A 16,966-nucleotide genomic window follows, 5' to 3' on the forward strand; every position below is an offset into this window, starting at 1 on the left:
GAGGTTCTTTGATGCTATCCGAGCAAGTTCGAGCAAAAACAGATCGTGAGCTGAAAAAGTATCCGCCCGACCGGAAGCAGTCTGCAGTTATGTCTGCATTGCGTTTCGTGCAAGATGAAAAGGGCTGGATAAACACCGACGACATGGCCGATGTTGCGGCCTATCTCGACATGCCTCAGATGAGTGTGTATGAGGTGGCGACTTTCTATAACATGTATAACCTGAAGCCCATGGGACGGCACACACTTACAGTGTGTACTAATCTGTCCTGCCAATTAGTGGGCGCCACGGAAACATTAAATTATATTAAGAACAAGCTCGGAATCGGAGTTGGCGAAGTGACAGCTGACGGTAAGTTCGGTCTGCGTGAAGGCGAATGCCAGAACGTCTGTGATGAAGCACCGCTATTTATGATCAACAACAAAAAGACGTGCGGTCATCTCACTAAGGAAAAGATCGATCAAATTTTGGCGGAATTGGATAAGGAATGAGCACCCCCATTCTTCTTAATACCATGCATTTTGACCAGCCATGGACGCTGGAAAATTACCTCAAAGTGGGTGGCTACCAGGCGCTGCGCAAAATACTGGCGGAAAAGATGACGCCCGAGTCTATCATCGCCGAAGTCAAGAGTTCCGGCTTGCGTGGTCGTGGAGGGGCTGGTTTTCCTACTGGCCTGAAATGGAGCTTTATGCCGCGCAACTACCAGGGCGATAAATATCTGGTATGCAATTCTGATGAGGGCGAGCCAGGTACCTTCAAGGACAGAGACATTCTGCGCTACAACCCGCACATTCTCATCGAAGGCATGGCTATCGCCGCCTATGCCATGGGAGTCAAGGTAGGCTACAACTATGTACACGGCGAAATTTTCGAGGCCTATGAACGCATGGAAGCAGCGGGTGAAGAAGCCCGTACGGCGGGCTATCTAGGTAACAATATATTTGGCAGCGATTTCAGTTTCGACCTGCATAATCATCTGGGCTATGGTGCTTATATTTGTGGCGAAGAAACGGCTTTGCTCGAATCCCTTGAAGGCAAAAAAGGTCAGCCGCGCTTCAAGCCACCGTTCCCGGCAAGTTTTGGTTTGTATGGCAAGCCGACCACCATAAACAACACCGAAACCTTCGCCAGCATTCCTTACATTATTATTAACGGCGGACAACAATTCCTTGAGCTGGGCAGGCCGAACAATGGCGGAATTAAATTATTTTCCATTTCCGGTCACGTTAACAAGCCAGGAAATTTTGAGGTTCCGCTCGGAACACCATTCAAAACATTGCTGCAAATGGCCGGGGGCATGCGTGGCAACCGTAAGTTAAAGGCCTGTATACCCGGTGGATCTTCCATGCCAGTTTTACCTGGCGAAATTATGATGGATCTCGACATGGACTATGATTCCGTCGCCAAGGCGGGTTCTATGCTAGGCACAGGTGCGATTATCATCATGGACGACACAACCTGTATGGTGCGCGCACTGGAGCGCCTGTCCTATTTTTATTTTGAAGAATCATGTGGTCAATGCACGCCATGCCGTGAAGGCACTGGCTGGTTATACCGAATCATAAACCGTATCGAAAAAGGGGAAGGACGTCCGGAAGATCTAGATCTTTTGCTTGACCTGTGCGAGAACATTGCAGGCCGCACTATTTGCGCGCTTGGCGATGCTGCCGCTTGGCCAGTGCAGGGCTTCCTTAAGCATTTCCGTAGCGAGTTTGAATATCACATCGAACACAAACGTTGTTTGGTGCAAGACTGACGGTTAGGTGAGCAATGATCAACATTGAAATTGACGGCAAGCACATTGAAGTCGAAAACGGATGCTCTGTGATCGATGCAGCAGATCGATTGGGTATTTATATTCCCCACTTTTGCTACCACAAGAAATTATCCATCGCGGCTAATTGTCGCATGTGTTTGGTGCAAATAGAAAAGGCGCCTAAGCCGCTACCCGCTTGTGCCACGCCAGTGGCCGAAGGCATGAAAGTTTTTACTGCCTCCGAACAAGCGGTGAAAGCGCAAAAAGGTGTAATGGAATTTTTACTGATCAATCACCCATTGGATTGCCCGATATGTGATCAGGGCGGGGAATGCGAGTTACAGGATTTAGCAGTCGGCTATGGTGGCAGCGCCTCGCGTTACAACGAAGAGAAACGCGTCGTGTTGCACAAGGATATTGGACCCTTGGTAGCTGCGGAAGAAATGAGTCGCTGTATCAACTGTACCCGTTGCGTGCGTTTCGGCATCGAAATTGGTGGTGCGATGGAACTGGGACAAGCTTTCCGAGGTGAACATGCGGAAATTATGGCTTTCATGTCCGACACGGTAGATTCCGAACTGTCCGGTAATATGATAGACCTCTGCCCGGTCGGCGCGCTTACCAGCAAACCATTCCGCTATAGTGCCCGCACTTGGGAGCTATCGCGCCGTAAATCTATTAGTCCGCATGATAGCTTAGGTTCTAACCTGGCGGTGCAGGTCAAAAACAACCACGTGATGCGTGTACTGCCAATTGAAAATGAAGATATCAATGAATGCTGGCTGTCCGATAAAGATCGCTTTAGCTACGAAGGGTTGAACTCGGCTGAACGTCTTACCAAACCGATGATCAAGCAGGGCGGAAAATGGCTGGAAGTAGAGTGGCAAGTCGCGCTGGAGTATGTGGCTAACGGGCTGCGTCAAATTGCTCATGAGGCGGGTGCAGAATACATAGGCGCATTAGCTACGCCACATTCCACGCTGGAAGAACTCTATTTATTGCAGAAACTGGTGCGCGGCTTAGGCAGCAATAACGTGGATTTCCGTCTGCGACAGTCTGATTTCAGCGCCGACGGCAAGCAGGCCGGTGCACCTTGGCTAGGTATGGCAGTGGCAGATATTAATTATGTTGACCGCTTCCTGTTAGTAGGCAGTTTCTTGCGCAAAGACCACCCGCTACTGGCGTCACGCGTGCGTCAGGCAACGAAAAAGGGCGCGCAAGTTAATCTGATACATGCTGCCGATGACGATCTGCTCATGCCGCTCGCCAACAAGGAGATAGTTCCACCAACCGAAATGACTACGGTATTGGCGCAAGTGTTAAAGGCGCTAGCCATAGCCAAGCAAGCGACTCTGGATACTAGCCTACAACAAGTCATACAGTCTGTAACGCCGTCAGCCAGCGCGCAGGCAATGGCTGATAGTCTTGCCAGCGGTGAGCGTGTTGCCATTTTGCTCGGCAACTTCGCACAGCAGCATCCCCAAGCCTCACAACTGCAACTGCTGGCACAGCACATTGCCGCGCTCTGCGGAGCAACGTTTGGCTTCTTCGGCGAAGCAGCCAACAGTGTGGGTGGGTATTTGGCGCAAGCGGTGCCTTTCACCGGTACTGCACAAGGCATGAATGCCTCTACTATGCTAACCGCGCCGCGCAAGGCTTATATCTTGCTTAATGTCGAAGTAGAACTGGATACGCAGAACCCCCAACAGGCATTAGCTGCAATGCGTGCCTCAGACATGGTTGTGGCGTTGAGCGCTTACAAACACCATGCTGTCGAGTACGCCGATGTGTTGTTGCCGATTGCTCCATTTACTGAAACCTCCGGGACTTTTGTCAGTTCCGAAGGGCGTGCGCAAAGCTTCAAGGGTACAGTCCAGCCCTTAGGCGAGGCGCGTCCAGCATGGAAGGTTCTCCGCGTCTTGGGAAACCTGCTGAATCTATCTGATTTTGATTACAACAACAGCGAAGCTGTCCGCGATGAAGTTCTGAGCGGCACAGACCTGTCTGCCAAACTTGGCAACGTCTTGCATGGTATATCGGCGCAAGCTGCAACTTGGAATGTCGCTGGGTTACAGCGCGTCAGCGATGTGCCGATCTATGCTACTGATGCCATTGTGCGCCGCGCCGCTTCGCTACAAAAAACCCGCGATGCTGCCACTCCGCATGCGCTAATGCATAGCGTGGAACTGGAAAAGCTCAACCTGCGATCCGGTGAAATGGTCAAGTTAACGCAAGGACATGGCAGTGCGCGGCTATCTGTAATCGCAGACGACAGCTTACCCCATGGTATTGTGCGCGTGGCCGCGGGCCATGCCGTCATGGCAGAACTGGGCGCAATGTTTGGAGATATTATGGTGAATCGCGCATGACAGAACTGCTGCAGTACTTGCAAAACCTGCTTGGTGTCGCTTGGCTTCCGATCTGGACAGTGGTCAAAATTCTGGTCATCGTTGTGCCCATCATGCTGACTGTGGCCTATCTGACTCTGGCAGAACGCAAGGTAATTGGCTACATGCAGGTACGCATCGGTCCTAATCGGGTCGGCTATTTTGGACTGCTACAACCGCTCGCCGACGGCCTTAAACTGCTGCTCAAAGAAATTATCATCCCGTCTGGGTCGAATAAATTTCTGTTCGTAATCGCACCCGTCCTTGCGCTGACGCCTGCTTTGGCGGCTTGGGCCGTTGTCCCGTTCGCCGATGGCATGGTGCTGGCCGACATCAATGCTGGTTTACTCTATATCCTGGCGATGACATCACTTGGCGTGTACGGCATAATCATCGCGGGGTGGGCATCAAACTCTAAATATGCCTTCATAGGTTCGTTACGCTCGGCCGCACAAATTGTGTCCTACGAAATCCCCATGGGTTTTGCCTTGGTATGTGTGCTAATGGTCTCGCAGAGCATGAATTTAGGTGACATAGTACTGGGTCAAAAAAGCAGCACGGGGTTATTCGGCTGGTATTTCATCCCGTTGTTCCCGATGTTCGTGGTGTACTTTATCTCCGGTGTAGCAGAGACTAATCGTGCGCCCTTCGACATGGCCGAAGGAGAATCTGAAATTGTAGCCGGCTTCCACGTAGAATATTCCGGTATGGCGTTTGCGCTATTTTTCCTGGCTGAATACGCAAACATGATTTTGATTGCCATACTCACCGCGATTATGTTCTTGGGCGGTTGGTTACCTCCATTTGACATTGCCCCATTTAATTTACTACCGGGAATATTCTGGCTACTAGCCAAAACGTCCTTTGTGCTGTTTCTGTTTTTATGGTTCCGTGCCACCTTCCCACGCTATCGCTATGACCAATTGATGCGCTTAGGTTGGAAGGTATTTATTCCTCTCACGCTGGTCTGGGTAGTAGTCATTGGTGCTTGGATGCAAACTCCCTATTGGCTATGGTAACAGCCAAGGATATAAAATAAATGGAAAAAATCGCAAATTTCTTCAAAACTTTCCTATTACTGGAACTAGTGAAAGGCATGGCCTTGACCGGGCGACATTTTTTCGCACGCAAAATCACAGTGCAATTTCCCGAAGAAAAAACACCACAAGGTTTTCGTTTTCGTGGCCTGCATGCGCTACGTCGCTATGCTAATGATGAAGAACGCTGTATCGGCTGCAAATTATGCGAAGCGGTATGTCCGGCGCTGGCTATCCATATTGAAACCGAAGAGCGCACTGATGGTACACGCCGTACCACACGCTATGACATTGATTTGGTCAAGTGTATTTTTTGCGGTCTATGCGAAGAAGCTTGCCCGGTGGATGCCATTGTAGAAACTCGCATTCTGGAATACCACGGTGAGAAACGCGGCGACCTGTACTACACCAAACCAATGTTACTGGCAGTGGGCGAAAAACATGAAGAACAAATTGCCAAGGATAAGGCGTTAGACGCAAAGTACCGTTAAGAACATCTTTAAAATCACTGTCATTCCTATGAAGATATGTATCCAGCTCGTTATTTTAAAATGATACTCCTGAAGCCTGCGTTGAATTGGCTTTTCATAGACGGAATGCTCACTTCAATGATTTATATAGGTGACCTTCATGGTTCCAAACACAGTTAAGGGTTTGAGAATATGTTGATGAGTTTTAATACATTAGTTTTTTATATGTTTGCCGCAATTACCGTGTTTGCCGCACTGCGCGTAATTACTGCACGCAACCCGGTACATGCTGCGTTGTTCTTGGTGTTGGCTTTTTGTAGCTCGGCTGGCATCTGGATATTACTGGAGGCAGAATTCCTAGCTATTACCCTTGTTCTAGTGTACGTCGGCGCGGTGATGGTGCTTTTCCTGTTTGTGGTAATGATGTTGGACATCAATCTGGAGCAATTGCGCGAAGGTTTCTGGCGCTGGTTTCCGTTCGGTGCAATGCTGGCTGTCGTCATGGTATTTCAGATGATATGGGTACTGGGCAACCGCCAAACGGCTGAAACTGGTGCAAAAATGATCAAGCACGCTGCCAATTACAGTAACACCAAAGAACTTGGACGTTTGATTTACACCGATTATGTGTACCCATTTGAACTAGCGGCTGTACTTCTTTTAGTAGCGATTGTAGCTGCCATCGCACTCACCTTGCGCCGTCGTAAAGATGCTAAATCGCAGGAACCGAATAAGCAGGTGTTGGTGAAGAAAGCAGACCGCCTTCGTATTGTATCGATGGTGACAGAAGGTAAAGAGGACAGCGCGCAGTAGTGGGTGATATATACCTCTGCATCATTGCTACAGAGGTATGAATCTAGTGTTTTTTTACAAAAGGTGTTGTTGAATTATTAATCGCCTTGGATGACTGATCGCAGTGTAGCGGCATCTGTCATGATTACATGAAGATTCAATAAGGAAAGTATATGTTGAACTTGAGTTTGTCGCATTATTTAGTATTCGGAGCAATCTTGTTTGCTATTGGCGTGGTGGGCATTTTTCTAAATCGGAAAAATATCATCGTACTGTTAATGTCGATTGAATTGATGTTGCTCGCAGTAAATACAAATTTTATCGCCTTCTCACATTATCTGAATGACATATCTGGGCAAATATTCGTATTCTTTATCCTCACCGTAGCTGCCGCTGAAGCAGCCATCGGCTTAGCGATTCTGATAGTGTTATTTCGTAATCTGCGTACCATCAACGTAGATGATCTCGGCAGCTTGAAAGGCTAACAGCGCAAATGAGTACTATGGAAAATCTGTATTTGCTGGTTCCTTTGGCTCCCTTAGTTGGTGCAATAATCGCCGGACTGTTTGGCAAACTACTGGGGCGGACATGGACGCATCGCATTACTATTCTGCTGGTGGCTGTGTCTTTTAGTGCCTCACTGCTAATTTTTCAGGATGTCATGGCAGGACATACATTCAACGGCACAGTTTATCAATGGCTGACTGCGGGTGATACGCGGTTCGAGGTTGGTTTCCTGATTGACCGCCTGACCGTAATGATGATGTTGGTGGTAACTTTTGTGTCTTTGATGGTGCATATTTATACTATAGGTTATATGGTTGACGATGCTGGCTATCAACGCTTCTTTAGTTATATTTCGCTATTTACCTTTTCCATGCTAATGCTGGTAATGGCCAATAACTTTCTCCAGCTATTTTTTGGCTGGGAAGCGGTCGGTTTAGTCTCTTATTTATTAATTGGTTTTTGGTATACACGCCCTACGGCAACTTACGCCAACCTTAAGGCTTTCTTAGTCAACCGTGTAGGAGATTTCGGTTTTTTACTCGGCATCGGCTTGGTACTGATGGTATTTGGCACACTGGATTATGCTTCAGTATTTGCCAGCTCACACCTTTACGCCAACGATATAGCGCCAATCCCTGGTGTATCGTGGAATGTAATTAGCGCGATCTGTATCCTGCTGTTCATTGGTGCGATGGGTAAATCCGCGCAATTTCCACTGCACGTCTGGCTACCGGACTCGATGGAGGGCCCCACTCCAATTTCCGCACTGATCCACGCTGCGACGATGGTAACTGCCGGAATCTTTATGGTGGCACGCATGTCACCGCTGTTTGAACTATCCGACACAGCGTTATCCTTTGTTATGGTGGTCGGTGCTATTACTGCGCTGTTCATGGGCTTTCTCGGTATTATCCAGAACGATATTAAGCGTGTAGTGGCCTATTCCACGTTGTCTCAACTAGGCTACATGACGGTAGCACTGGGTGCCTCTGCTTATTCAGTAGCGATTTTTCATCTAATGACCCACGCTTTTTTCAAAGCCTTGCTTTTCCTTGCCGCTGGTTCGGTGATTATCGCCATGCATCATATTCAAGACATCCGCCAGATGGGGGGCTTGCGTAAATATATGCCGATCACTTGGTTCACCTTTCTGATCGGCTCCTTGGCGTTAATTGGCACGCCGTTCCTATCCGGTTTCTATTCCAAAGACAGCATCATCGAAGCGGTGGCGTTATCGCATCTTCCCGGGTCCGGTTTTGCCTATTTTGCAGTGGTGGCCGGTGTTTTCGTGACTGCCTTCTATTCGTTCCGCTTGTATTTCTTGGTGTTTCATGGCGAAGAGCAATTTGGCAAAGCTCATTCTGTTGCACATGGCTCTCAAAATACGTCTCACGACGACCATGCTGACATCCATGTTGCACACGACGATCATCATGGTTTAGCTCCAGGCCAGAAGCCACACGAAACCTCATGGGTAGTCTGGATACCTTTGGTGTTACTCGCGATCCCTTCTGTGATCATTGGTTACCTTGCTGTCGAGCCGATGTTGTTTGGCGACTATTTCAAGGGGGCAATTTTTATCAACCACGAGTTGCACCCGTCCATGGAAGAACTGAGACACGAGTTCCACAGCGCTTGGGCCATGACAATACATGGGCTATCTTCTTTACCATTTTGGCTGGCAATGGCCGGGGTATTGATGGCGTGGGTTTTTTACCTGAAAATTCCGAGTATTCCTGAAGCGATCAAACAAAAATTTAGTTTCATCTATACAGTGCTGGACAACAAGTATTATTTTGACCGTTTTAATGATTGGTTCTTTGCCTCTGGTGCCCGCAAGGCGAGTGGCCTCTTATGGAAATTTGGCGATATAAAACTGATTGATGGCCTAATGGTAAACGGCACTGCGCGTTTGGTCGGCATGTTCTCCAACGTATTGCGTCACATTCAGACTGGTTACATTTACCACTATGCGTTTTCCATGATTATCGGCGTGTTTCTGCTGCTTACGATACGCACTTGGTTCGAATAATACGCACAGCGAGAAACTGAAGGAATAAGCATGATTTTTGGATTTCCCCTATTAAGCGTTGCCATCTGGCTGCCCATTATTTTTGGTATGCTGGTTCTAGCCACTGGCAACGATCGCAATGCACCGTTAGCGCGTGTCATTGCACTTGTTGGTTCAATTCTTGGCTTTCTGGTTACTATTCCGCTGTATGTTGGTTTTGACAAGATGACCAGTGCCATGCAGTTCGTGGAATTGCATAACTGGATTACCCATTTCAACATCCACTATCACCTCGGCGTAGACGGCATTTCGGTGCTGTTCGTCCTGCTTAACAGTTTCTTTACCCCGCTGGTTGTAATCGCTGGCTGGAAAGTAATCGATAAGCGTGTAGCACAATACCTTGCTGCATTTCTCATCATGTCCGGCTTGGTCAATGGCGTATTTGTCTCGCTCGACGCGGTGCTGTTCTATGTGTTCTGGGAAGCCATGCTAATCCCGATGTTCATCATTATTGGTGTATGGGGCGGCTCTAATCGCGTTTATGCAGCGGTCAAGTTTTTTCTGTATACCTTTTTCGGTTCGGTACTAATGCTGATTGCACTGCTATACCTATACATCCAGTCCGGTGGTAGCTTCGCGATTCTCGATTATCACCAGATGGCTATCCCGATGACTGCGCAGATACTAATATTTATTGCCTTCTTTATGGCATTCTCGGTAAAAGTACCCATGTTCCCGGTGCATACTTGGTTGCCCGATGCCCACGTAGAAGCGCCTACCGGTGGCTCTGTGGTGCTGGCGGCGATCCTGCTGAAAGTCGGAGCGTATGGCTTTATTCGCTTTTCCATGCCTATCGTGCCGGATGCCAGCCACTACCTTGCTGGCGTGATGATCGCGCTGTCGCTGATCGCAGTGGTATATATTAGTCTGGTTGCATTGACCCAAACCGACATGAAAAAACTGGTGGCGTACTCCTCTATCTCGCATATGGGTTTCGTTACGTTGGGTTTTTTTATTTTTAATGCCTACGGCATGGAGGGCGCGCTATTACAGATGATTTCGCATGGCTTTATATCAGGTGCGCTATTTCTGTGTATAGGTGTGTTGTATGACCGCATGCATACACGCAATATCGCCGACTATGGCGGCGTGGCCAACAAAATGCCAGTGTTCGCCGCATTCTTTATACTATTTGCCATGGCAAATGTCGGACTACCCGGCACCAGCGGTTTTGTCGGTGAATTCATGGTGATAATGGGTACGGTCAAAGTTAATTTCTGGTACGCCTTCGCTGCCGCTAGCATACTGATTTTCGGCGCAGCCTACACGCTGTGGATGATAAAACGAGTGATCTTCGGCGCGGTGACCAACCAGCACGTAGCACAATTAACCGACATTAATTTGCGCGAAAAGCTGATGTTCGTTATTTTGGCACTGACCGTGCTGGGCATGGGCCTGTATCCATTACCATTCACCGAAATCATGCACGCATCCGTAAACGACTTGCTGGTCCATATTGCCCGCTCCAAGTTATAAGCTATCACCCACCGAGGAATTTATGAGTTACTTGTCCACCCTATCCTCCGCCTACGCAGAAATTTTTCTGCTGGTGATGGCGAGTTCGATCCTGATCGTGGATCTGTTTGTCACCCACCCGCATAAAACGCTGACCTACATATTAGTGCAACTGACCCTTCTAAGTTGCGCACTGATTACCGTGATAACCCATGAACCCGGCGTGGTTCACCTTTTCAATAATATGTTCGTGGACGACTTAATGTCCGATGTACTCAAACTATTAAGCTATCTTACTGTATCCATGGTGCTGGTATATTCACGTAGCTATTTGATATTACGTGGACTATTCACGGGCGAGTTCATGGTGCTGACATTATTCGCCCTGCTCGGCATGATGGTGATGATTTCCGCTACTCACTTCCTTACTCTGTACATTGGGCTGGAATTGCTATCGCTCAGCCTGTACGCGATGGTTGCGCTGCAACGCGACTCCGCCATTGCCACTGAAGCAGCGATGAAATATTTCATTTTAGGCGCACTTGCTTCCGGCTTGCTATTGTACGGAATGTCCATGTTATATGGCGCTACCGGCACACTTGGCGTTACGGCGATCTCCGATGCCATCACGCACGGTGTGGAAAACAAGGCACTGCTCGTGTTCGGCTTGGTATTCATTGTGGCGGGCCTAGCTTTCAAGCTTGGCGCCGTTCCATTTCATATGTGGGTGCCGGACGTTTACCACGGCGCACCAACTGCTGTAACCATGCTGATCGGCTCCGCGCCCAAGCTAGCCGTCTTCGCTTTCGTTATGCGAATTTTAGTGGACGGCTTACAGCCGCTGGTGATGCACTGGTCCGGTATGCTGGCTATCCTCGCTGTGCTGTCTATGGCTATTGGCAACATTACCGCTATTGCACAGACTAACCTTAAACGCATGCTGGCTTACTCCACGATCGCGCATATGGGCTTTTTTTTGCTAGGCGTATTGAGTGGCGGCATTGATGGTTACAGTTCCGCCATGTTCTACGTAGTGATTTATGTGTTAATGAGCCTTGGTGGTTTTGGTATGATCATGCTGCTATCGCGTGAAGGTTTCGAGGCGGACATGCTCAACGACTTTAAGGGACTTAACCAGCGCAGCCCATGGCTCGCTTTCATGATGCTTATACTAATGTTCTCTATGGCAGGGGTACCCCCAACGGCAGGCTTCTACGCCAAACTTTCTGTTCTACAGGCAGTAGTGGGCGCCGGGTATGTTCCTCTTGCTGTGATAGCGGTGCTGTTCTCGTTAATAGGCGCATTTTATTATTTGCGTATTGTCAAATTAATGTATTTCGATGCCCCAGAAACTCATCTCCCGATTTCCATCCAGCCTGACAACGGCCTGCTGATTTCCATTAACGGGCTGGCGATATTGGCCTTGGGTATGATGCCCAGCGCATTGATAACAGTATGCGCAGTGGCAGTGCAGAAATCATTGATGTTGCATTAAGCATATCTACAATATCAAAAATAAAAAATTGGTACGTTATCCCCGCTTGTGCCGGTTGCTGGTTTCCAGCGCAAGTACAAACCCATCCGTTATCATTGTGTAAAATTGCCGACCCTCGGACAATTGACCCATTTATCTTGAAGTTTGAGTATTTGTCATCTCCAAGAAGCGATTTAATCAGATATGTACTTAATTAAAAAATTAAATACAATAAATTAAACAAACAAACAGGGTTTACCAAGGTGAACATCCAGTGAACGTCATCACGATTCCTTTGCTTGCTACATTATTGCTAATATTTGCTAATTCTGAAACGCAGGCGGCTGGCAATAAGAAAAAAGCTGCTACGCCTTCTGTGCAGAAAAAAGAATTAACGCCAAAAGATGAGTTTCTGTTGTTACAGAAATCTGCTGCTCAGGGAGTTGCTGAGGCGCAATACAATTTAGGTTGGATATATTCCAAGGGTGAAGGCGTGCCCAAGGATGCTGCCAAGAGTTTTGAGTGGTTTCAGAAAGCAGCTGCTCAGGGGCACGTCGAAGCGCAATTTTTCCTCGGCGTGATGTATGCAAAAGGGGAAGGAATACCCAAGGATTCTGCTAAAGCTATTGAGTGGTTCCAGCAAGCGGCTACTCAAGGACATGCTGAAGCGCAATTCTTCCTTGGAATAATATATTCCTATGGCGAAGGCGTCACCAAGGATGTTACGAAAGCAATAGAGTGGTATCAGAAGGCGGCGGCTCAAGGGCATATTGAAGCGCAATATAACCTTGGCTGGGTGTATTCCAATGGCGAAGGGGTTACTAAGGATGCTGCCAAAACTTTTGAGTGGTTTCAGAAAGCAGCTGCTCAGCAACATGCCGAAGCACAATACAATCTAGGCGTGATGTATCGAAATGGTGAAGGCGTACCAAAGGATCCTGTTAAAGCCATTGAATGGCTCCAGAAATCGGCTGCTCAACAACATCCCGAAGCACAATACACTCTAGGCGTGATGTATCGGGATGGTGAAGGCGTACCCAAAGACGCTGCAAAAGCCATTGAATGGCTTCAAAAAGCGGCTAGTCAAGGACATGCCAAAGCACAATTCTTACTCAACACGTAAGTGTGTCCTGAATTTTGTGTAACGGAATTGGTTTATGCTACAGGATCTGTTTCCCCATACTGGATAAGTAAGCAATCAAGCGCACCTTTACAGCCCCCGATGAGCTCTCCGCTTTCCCATCTTTTCTTAAACAGATTGCAACACCTGTAACGGTGACATCTGCGCCACACGCCGCGTAGCCAACCATCCTGCCAAGGTCACCGTAACGATCCCCCCTCCCACACCAACCAACCAGATTAACGCGCTGGGATGATAAGGAATTTCCAGAACTTTAATTGCCAACACCCAACCCAGCAAGGTTCCACCTGCGGCTGCGAATAGGCCACTCAATGCGCCTAACACGGCAAATTCAGTCAGGTGCAATCGCCGCAAATAACGACTGTCGGCCCCCAAAGTACGCAGAATGGCGGCCTGTTGAATGCGTTCATCTTGCGTAGCGAGCAGTGCAGCATAGAGCACAGCCAAGCCACTTAACAGGGTAAACAAGAAAACCGCGCTCATGGTTTGAGCTATCTGGTCCATAATTTGGCGCACTTGTTCGATCACCGCATCGGTATCTATCAGCAGCAGGCTGGGGAAGGCTTTAATCAACGCATCGCTTGCCTGCGCCTTGTCAGCTGGCAAATAGAAGCTGGTCAAATAACTGGCCTGATAATCTATCAGCGTATTAGACGCAGTGATTACGTAAAAATTTACCTGCATGGAATCCCACTGCACCTTGCGCAGGTTTACCACTTGCGCACTGAACGGACTGCCCGCCACGTCGTAAGTCAGAGTGTCGCCCATGTTGATACCCAACGTTTTGGCAATACCCTCTTCCACCGATAACACTGATGACGCGCCCTGCTTCCACCATACACCCTGTACTAAAGCATTATCAGTTGGCAAATGATCTGACCAGGATAGATTGAACTCACGTTCCACTAGCGCACGTGCACGCGCCTCGGAGTAATTGTTCCCGCTGATCGCGTGATTATTGATTGCGATCAGCCGCCCCCGCACCATGGGAAATAATTGTGGCGCAGGTAATTGTCGCTGTATGAAGAAATTTTTTATCGCGGCACGCTGATCGGGCTGGATGTTGACAATAAAACGATTCGGCGCATCCGGCGGCATGCGCCCGCGCCAGCTTTCCAGCAGGTCGGCACGCACAAAAGTAAGCAGCAGCAAGGCCATGCCGCCTAAACTCAGTGCCACAATTTGCAGCGCATTAGTGCGCCCGTGCCTGGCCAAATTCGCAAAGGCATAGCTTCCGCGCAGGGGTAGCCATGTCAAAGTACGCACGGCAAGCCAGGCCATCAGGCCGAACAACAGCATGCCAGCTGTCAAGCCCCCCAACACGGTCAAGCCCAGCTTGAGCGAACCAGCCTGCCATAGAAATAACACGCTCAGCACCGCAGCACCTGACACATACAGTAAGCCGGTACGCGCCGGGGGCATGCCCAATTCACGGCGAATAACACGCAACGGAGACACTTTTTTCAACTGCCACAACGGCAAAAAGACAAAGCCAAGTAACAGTGCCATGCCGCTGGCCGCAGCCTGCCACAATGGCAGCCAGCCGGGCTGGGGCAAAGCAGCCTCACGCATGCTCTCGATGGACTGCACCAGCGCAAATTGAGCCGCATAACCAAGTAAATCACCCAACAATACGGCAAATACGCCCAGCAGCAAAAACTGGTACATGAAAATACGCAATACCTGCCCCTGCGTTGCTCCCAAACAGCGCATCATGGCGCAGGTATCGAGATGGCGCATGATGAAATGGCTCGCGGCCAGCGCCATAGCCACACCTGCCAGCACTACGGCAGTAAGCGCTGCCAGCCCTAAAAAATGTTCGGCACGCTCCAACGCAGTTCGAATTTCCGGGCGCGCGTCGCGCACGTCCTCCAACTTTTCACCCATTACCAGCTGTTTTTTTAGCCAGGCACGCAAGTTGGCAAGCTGTTCCGAGTCGCCTGCAAACAGAATTTTATAGCTGATACGGCTGCCAGGTTGAACTAGGCCGCTAGCTGGCAAATCGGCCGCATTTATCTGCACGCGCGGTGCAAAACTGGCGAAGCCGACAGACTGATCCACGTCGCGTACCATGCGCGCAGCCACGCGCAAGTGCAGCGCGCCAATAATAACTTCATTACCCAGCTGCAAGCCCATGCGTTGCAGCAAACGCTTATCCGCCCATATTGTGCCGGGTACCGGTATGCCTTGCGCGACATGCTGCGTGCCATCGTCAATATGAATTTGACCGCGCAACGGATAGCCTTCTTCCACCGCCTGAATTTCCGCCAACACATTTTGTTGGTCATAAACCACCATGCTGGGGAAAGTAGCAATTTCGACCACGCGCAGACCCCGTTGCAATGCGGCTGCCCGATAAGCTGGTGGGAATGGATGGGTAGAGACAAGGCGCAGATCGGCACCCAAAAGGCTAGTAGCTTCCTGCTGCAGAGCCAAGCCAACCCGATTGGCAAACAGTCCCACTGTAGCAATACTACCCACCGCCAGCACCAAAGCAATAAGCAGCACACGCCATTCCCCAGTGCGCCAGTCCCGCCGCAGCATGAGCCATGACAAATACAACGTATTCACGACACAATCCGCCCTGCAGCCAGATGCAACTGCCGACCACACTGTTGTGCCAACACATTATCGTGAGTCACTAATATGAGAGTGGTGCCCTGCGCACTGTTTAACTCCAACATCAGATCAATAATCTGACCGCCCGTGGCGGCATCGAGGTTGCCTGTGGGTTCGTCTGCGAACAGGATTTTTGGCTGCACAACAAACGCACGCGCCATCGCCACGCGCTGTTGCTCGCCACCGGACAAATGTTTGGGTAAATGGCTCAGACGCGCGGCCAACCCCACGCGCTGCAAGGCAGCCATAGCACGCTCGCGCGCATCGGACGCGCCATGCAATTCCAGTGGCAGCATCACGTTTTCCAGCGCGGTCAAGGCTGGCAGCAACTGAAATGATTGGAAAACAAAACCTGCCAGACGACCACGTAAACGTGCGCGTTCATCCTCATCGAAAGAAAAAATATCAACTCCGTCGAGGTATACTGTCCCACTACTGGGCACATCCAGTCCAGCTAACAGTCCCAACAGAGTAGACTTACCGGAACCAGACGCACCCAAAATAGCAAGACTATCACCCGGCTCGACGGTAAAATTGACCTCGTGCAAGATAACAAGAGGCTGGCCACCACTTTCTACTTGCTTACCCAGATTCATTGCCTGCAAAATAGACGCCATGAAATTTTCAACTTTCTTTAAATCAATTTTATTATGTGCATGTTGCCTGCTATCTGGGGTAAGTGGCGCACAACAACAAACCATACTGGTGCTTGGCGATAGTTTATCGGCGGCGTATGGCATTCCACGGGCATCGGGCTGGGTCAACCTGTTGCAGCAAGAATTACAACGCAGCCATCCACAATATAAAGTAGTTAACGCCAGCATCAGCGGCGAAACAGCCAGTGGCGGACGGCAGCGCATTGCCCCCGCTTTGCGCCAGCATTCCCCCAGCATTGTCATTCTGGAGCTGGGGGCCAATGACGGCCTGCGCGGCACGCCTATCGCTGACATAGAGACCAATCTCAGCGCTCTTATCCAACAATCGCAGAAAGACAACAGAAAAGTGCTGCTAATTGGGATTCAGTTACCACCCAATTATGGCAAAAACTACACCGATCAATTCAAGGCGCTTTATTCCCGGTTGGCGCAGCGGCACAAGGTGGAGCTGGTGCCGTTCATGCTGAAAAATATTCAGCCGGAGCAATTTCAGACCGACAACTTGCACCCCACAGCGTCGGCGCAAGCACAAATCCTTCAAACTATTCTGGACAAACTGAAACCCCTATTGAAGGCGAACACTCTCTAAAGGCGCAGT

14 protein-coding genes are annotated in these 16,966 nt (G+C 49.4%); 12 read left to right on the forward strand and 2 right to left on the reverse strand.

All coding sequences use genetic code 11. The annotated features are described in order from the left end of the window. Nucleotides 1–11: 11 nt before the first annotated feature. The 11 genes from W01_RS04855 (at nucleotide 12) to W01_RS04905 (ending at nucleotide 13,075) form a co-directional block, all read left to right on the forward strand. Nucleotides 12–491: an NADH-quinone oxidoreductase subunit NuoE family protein gene (locus W01_RS04855; protein WP_173055751.1), complete on the forward strand. Its 480-nt coding sequence runs from the start codon at nucleotides 12–14 to the stop codon at nucleotides 489–491. Beyond that, on the forward strand, nucleotides 488–1,759 hold the full coding sequence (nuoF, locus tag W01_RS04860; RefSeq protein ID WP_173052572.1) for an NADH-quinone oxidoreductase subunit NuoF: 1,272 nt from the start codon (nucleotides 488–490) through the stop codon (nucleotides 1,757–1,759). The genes W01_RS04855 and nuoF overlap by 4 nt, the downstream gene beginning before the upstream one ends. Nucleotides 1,760–1,773: 14 nt before the next feature. Next, nucleotides 1,774–4,128: an NADH-quinone oxidoreductase subunit NuoG gene (nuoG, locus tag W01_RS04865; RefSeq protein WP_173052574.1), complete on the forward strand. Its 2,355-nt coding sequence runs from the start codon at nucleotides 1,774–1,776 to the stop codon at nucleotides 4,126–4,128. Between the two features lie 8 nt (nucleotides 4,129–4,136). Beyond that, the gene (nuoH, locus tag W01_RS04870) at nucleotides 4,137–5,165 is read left to right on the forward strand and encodes an NADH-quinone oxidoreductase subunit NuoH (protein WP_445082544.1); all 1,029 of its coding nucleotides are present in this window, start codon (nucleotides 4,137–4,139) and stop codon (nucleotides 5,163–5,165) included. Nucleotides 5,166–5,185: 20 nt separating this feature from the next. Beyond that, complete coding sequence (gene nuoI / locus W01_RS04875; RefSeq protein WP_173052578.1) at nucleotides 5,186–5,674, forward strand: NADH-quinone oxidoreductase subunit NuoI; 489 nt, start codon at nucleotides 5,186–5,188, stop codon at nucleotides 5,672–5,674. Nucleotides 5,675–5,851: 177 nt separating this feature from the next. After that, nucleotides 5,852–6,466: an NADH-quinone oxidoreductase subunit J gene (locus tag W01_RS04880; protein WP_173052580.1), complete on the forward strand. Its 615-nt coding sequence runs from the start codon at nucleotides 5,852–5,854 to the stop codon at nucleotides 6,464–6,466. A 152-nt stretch (nucleotides 6,467–6,618) separates the two neighbouring features. Beyond that, a complete protein-coding gene (gene nuoK / locus W01_RS04885) occupies nucleotides 6,619–6,930 on the forward strand; it encodes an NADH-quinone oxidoreductase subunit NuoK (protein ID WP_173052582.1) in 312 nt (103 codons plus the stop codon). Between the two features lie 8 nt (nucleotides 6,931–6,938). Further along, entirely contained in the window at nucleotides 6,939–8,984 is a 2,046-nt protein-coding gene (nuoL, locus tag W01_RS04890) for an NADH-quinone oxidoreductase subunit L (protein ID WP_173052584.1), read from the forward strand. Nucleotides 8,985–9,014: 30 nt separating this feature from the next. Further along, the gene (locus W01_RS04895) at nucleotides 9,015–10,499 is read left to right on the forward strand and encodes an NADH-quinone oxidoreductase subunit M (RefSeq protein WP_173052586.1); all 1,485 of its coding nucleotides are present in this window, start codon (nucleotides 9,015–9,017) and stop codon (nucleotides 10,497–10,499) included. Between the two features lie 22 nt (nucleotides 10,500–10,521). Next, nucleotides 10,522–11,973, forward strand: coding sequence for an NADH-quinone oxidoreductase subunit NuoN (nuoN, locus tag W01_RS04900; protein WP_173052588.1), 1,452 nt, complete (start codon nucleotides 10,522–10,524; stop codon nucleotides 11,971–11,973). 253 nt (nucleotides 11,974–12,226) lie between these two features. Next, nucleotides 12,227–13,075, forward strand: a complete 849-nt coding sequence (locus tag W01_RS04905) for a tetratricopeptide repeat protein (RefSeq protein ID WP_198421351.1) — start codon at nucleotides 12,227–12,229, stop codon at nucleotides 13,073–13,075. A 126-nt stretch (nucleotides 13,076–13,201) separates the two neighbouring features. On the opposite strand, the gene W01_RS04910 is transcribed toward W01_RS04905, so the two are convergent. Together W01_RS04910 and W01_RS04915 are read right to left on the reverse strand one after the other, a co-directional pair. Then, nucleotides 13,202–15,664: an ABC transporter permease gene (locus tag W01_RS04910; protein ID WP_173052590.1), complete on the reverse strand. Its 2,463-nt coding sequence runs from the start codon at nucleotides 15,662–15,664 to the stop codon at nucleotides 13,202–13,204. Continuing rightward, nucleotides 15,661–16,329, reverse strand: a complete 669-nt coding sequence (locus W01_RS04915) for an ABC transporter ATP-binding protein (protein ID WP_173052592.1) — start codon at nucleotides 16,327–16,329, stop codon at nucleotides 15,661–15,663. Before W01_RS04915 ends, W01_RS04910 begins: the two co-directional genes overlap by 4 nt. Between W01_RS04915 and W01_RS04920 the strand changes: the two genes are divergently transcribed. After that, the gene (locus tag W01_RS04920) at nucleotides 16,328–16,957 is read left to right on the forward strand and encodes an arylesterase (protein ID WP_173052594.1); all 630 of its coding nucleotides are present in this window, start codon (nucleotides 16,328–16,330) and stop codon (nucleotides 16,955–16,957) included. The genes W01_RS04915 and W01_RS04920 overlap by 2 nt on opposite strands. Nucleotides 16,958–16,966: the final 9 nt, after the last annotated feature.

The organism is Candidatus Nitrotoga sp. AM1P, from assembly GCF_013168275.1.
Taxonomy (GTDB): Bacteria; Pseudomonadota; Gammaproteobacteria; order Burkholderiales; family Gallionellaceae; genus Nitrotoga.

What these genes read in the sequence shown, in the direction of transcription:
- W01_RS04855 (WP_173055751.1), top strand. Translation starts at nt 12, where the DNA reads ATGCTATCCGAGCAAGTTCGAGCAAAAACAGATCGTGAGCTGAAAAAG.
- nuoF (WP_173052572.1), top strand. Translation starts at nt 488, where the DNA reads ATGAGCACCCCCATTCTTCTTAATACCATGCATTTTGACCAGCCATGG.
- nuoG (WP_173052574.1), top strand. Translation starts at nt 1,774, where the DNA reads ATGATCAACATTGAAATTGACGGCAAGCACATTGAAGTCGAAAACGGA.
- nuoI (WP_173052578.1), top strand. Translation starts at nt 5,186, where the DNA reads ATGGAAAAAATCGCAAATTTCTTCAAAACTTTCCTATTACTGGAACTA.
- W01_RS04880 (WP_173052580.1), top strand. Translation starts at nt 5,852, where the DNA reads ATGAGTTTTAATACATTAGTTTTTTATATGTTTGCCGCAATTACCGTG.
- nuoK (WP_173052582.1), top strand. Translation starts at nt 6,619, where the DNA reads ATGTTGAACTTGAGTTTGTCGCATTATTTAGTATTCGGAGCAATCTTG.
- nuoL (WP_173052584.1), top strand. Translation starts at nt 6,939, where the DNA reads ATGAGTACTATGGAAAATCTGTATTTGCTGGTTCCTTTGGCTCCCTTA.
- W01_RS04895 (WP_173052586.1), top strand. Translation starts at nt 9,015, where the DNA reads ATGATTTTTGGATTTCCCCTATTAAGCGTTGCCATCTGGCTGCCCATT.
- nuoN (WP_173052588.1), top strand. Translation starts at nt 10,522, where the DNA reads ATGAGTTACTTGTCCACCCTATCCTCCGCCTACGCAGAAATTTTTCTG.
- W01_RS04920 (WP_173052594.1), top strand. Translation starts at nt 16,328, where the DNA reads ATGAAATTTTCAACTTTCTTTAAATCAATTTTATTATGTGCATGTTGC.
- W01_RS04915 (WP_173052592.1), bottom strand. Translation starts at nt 16,329, where the DNA reads ATGGCGTCTATTTTGCAGGCAATGAATCTGGGTAAGCAAGTAGAAAGT.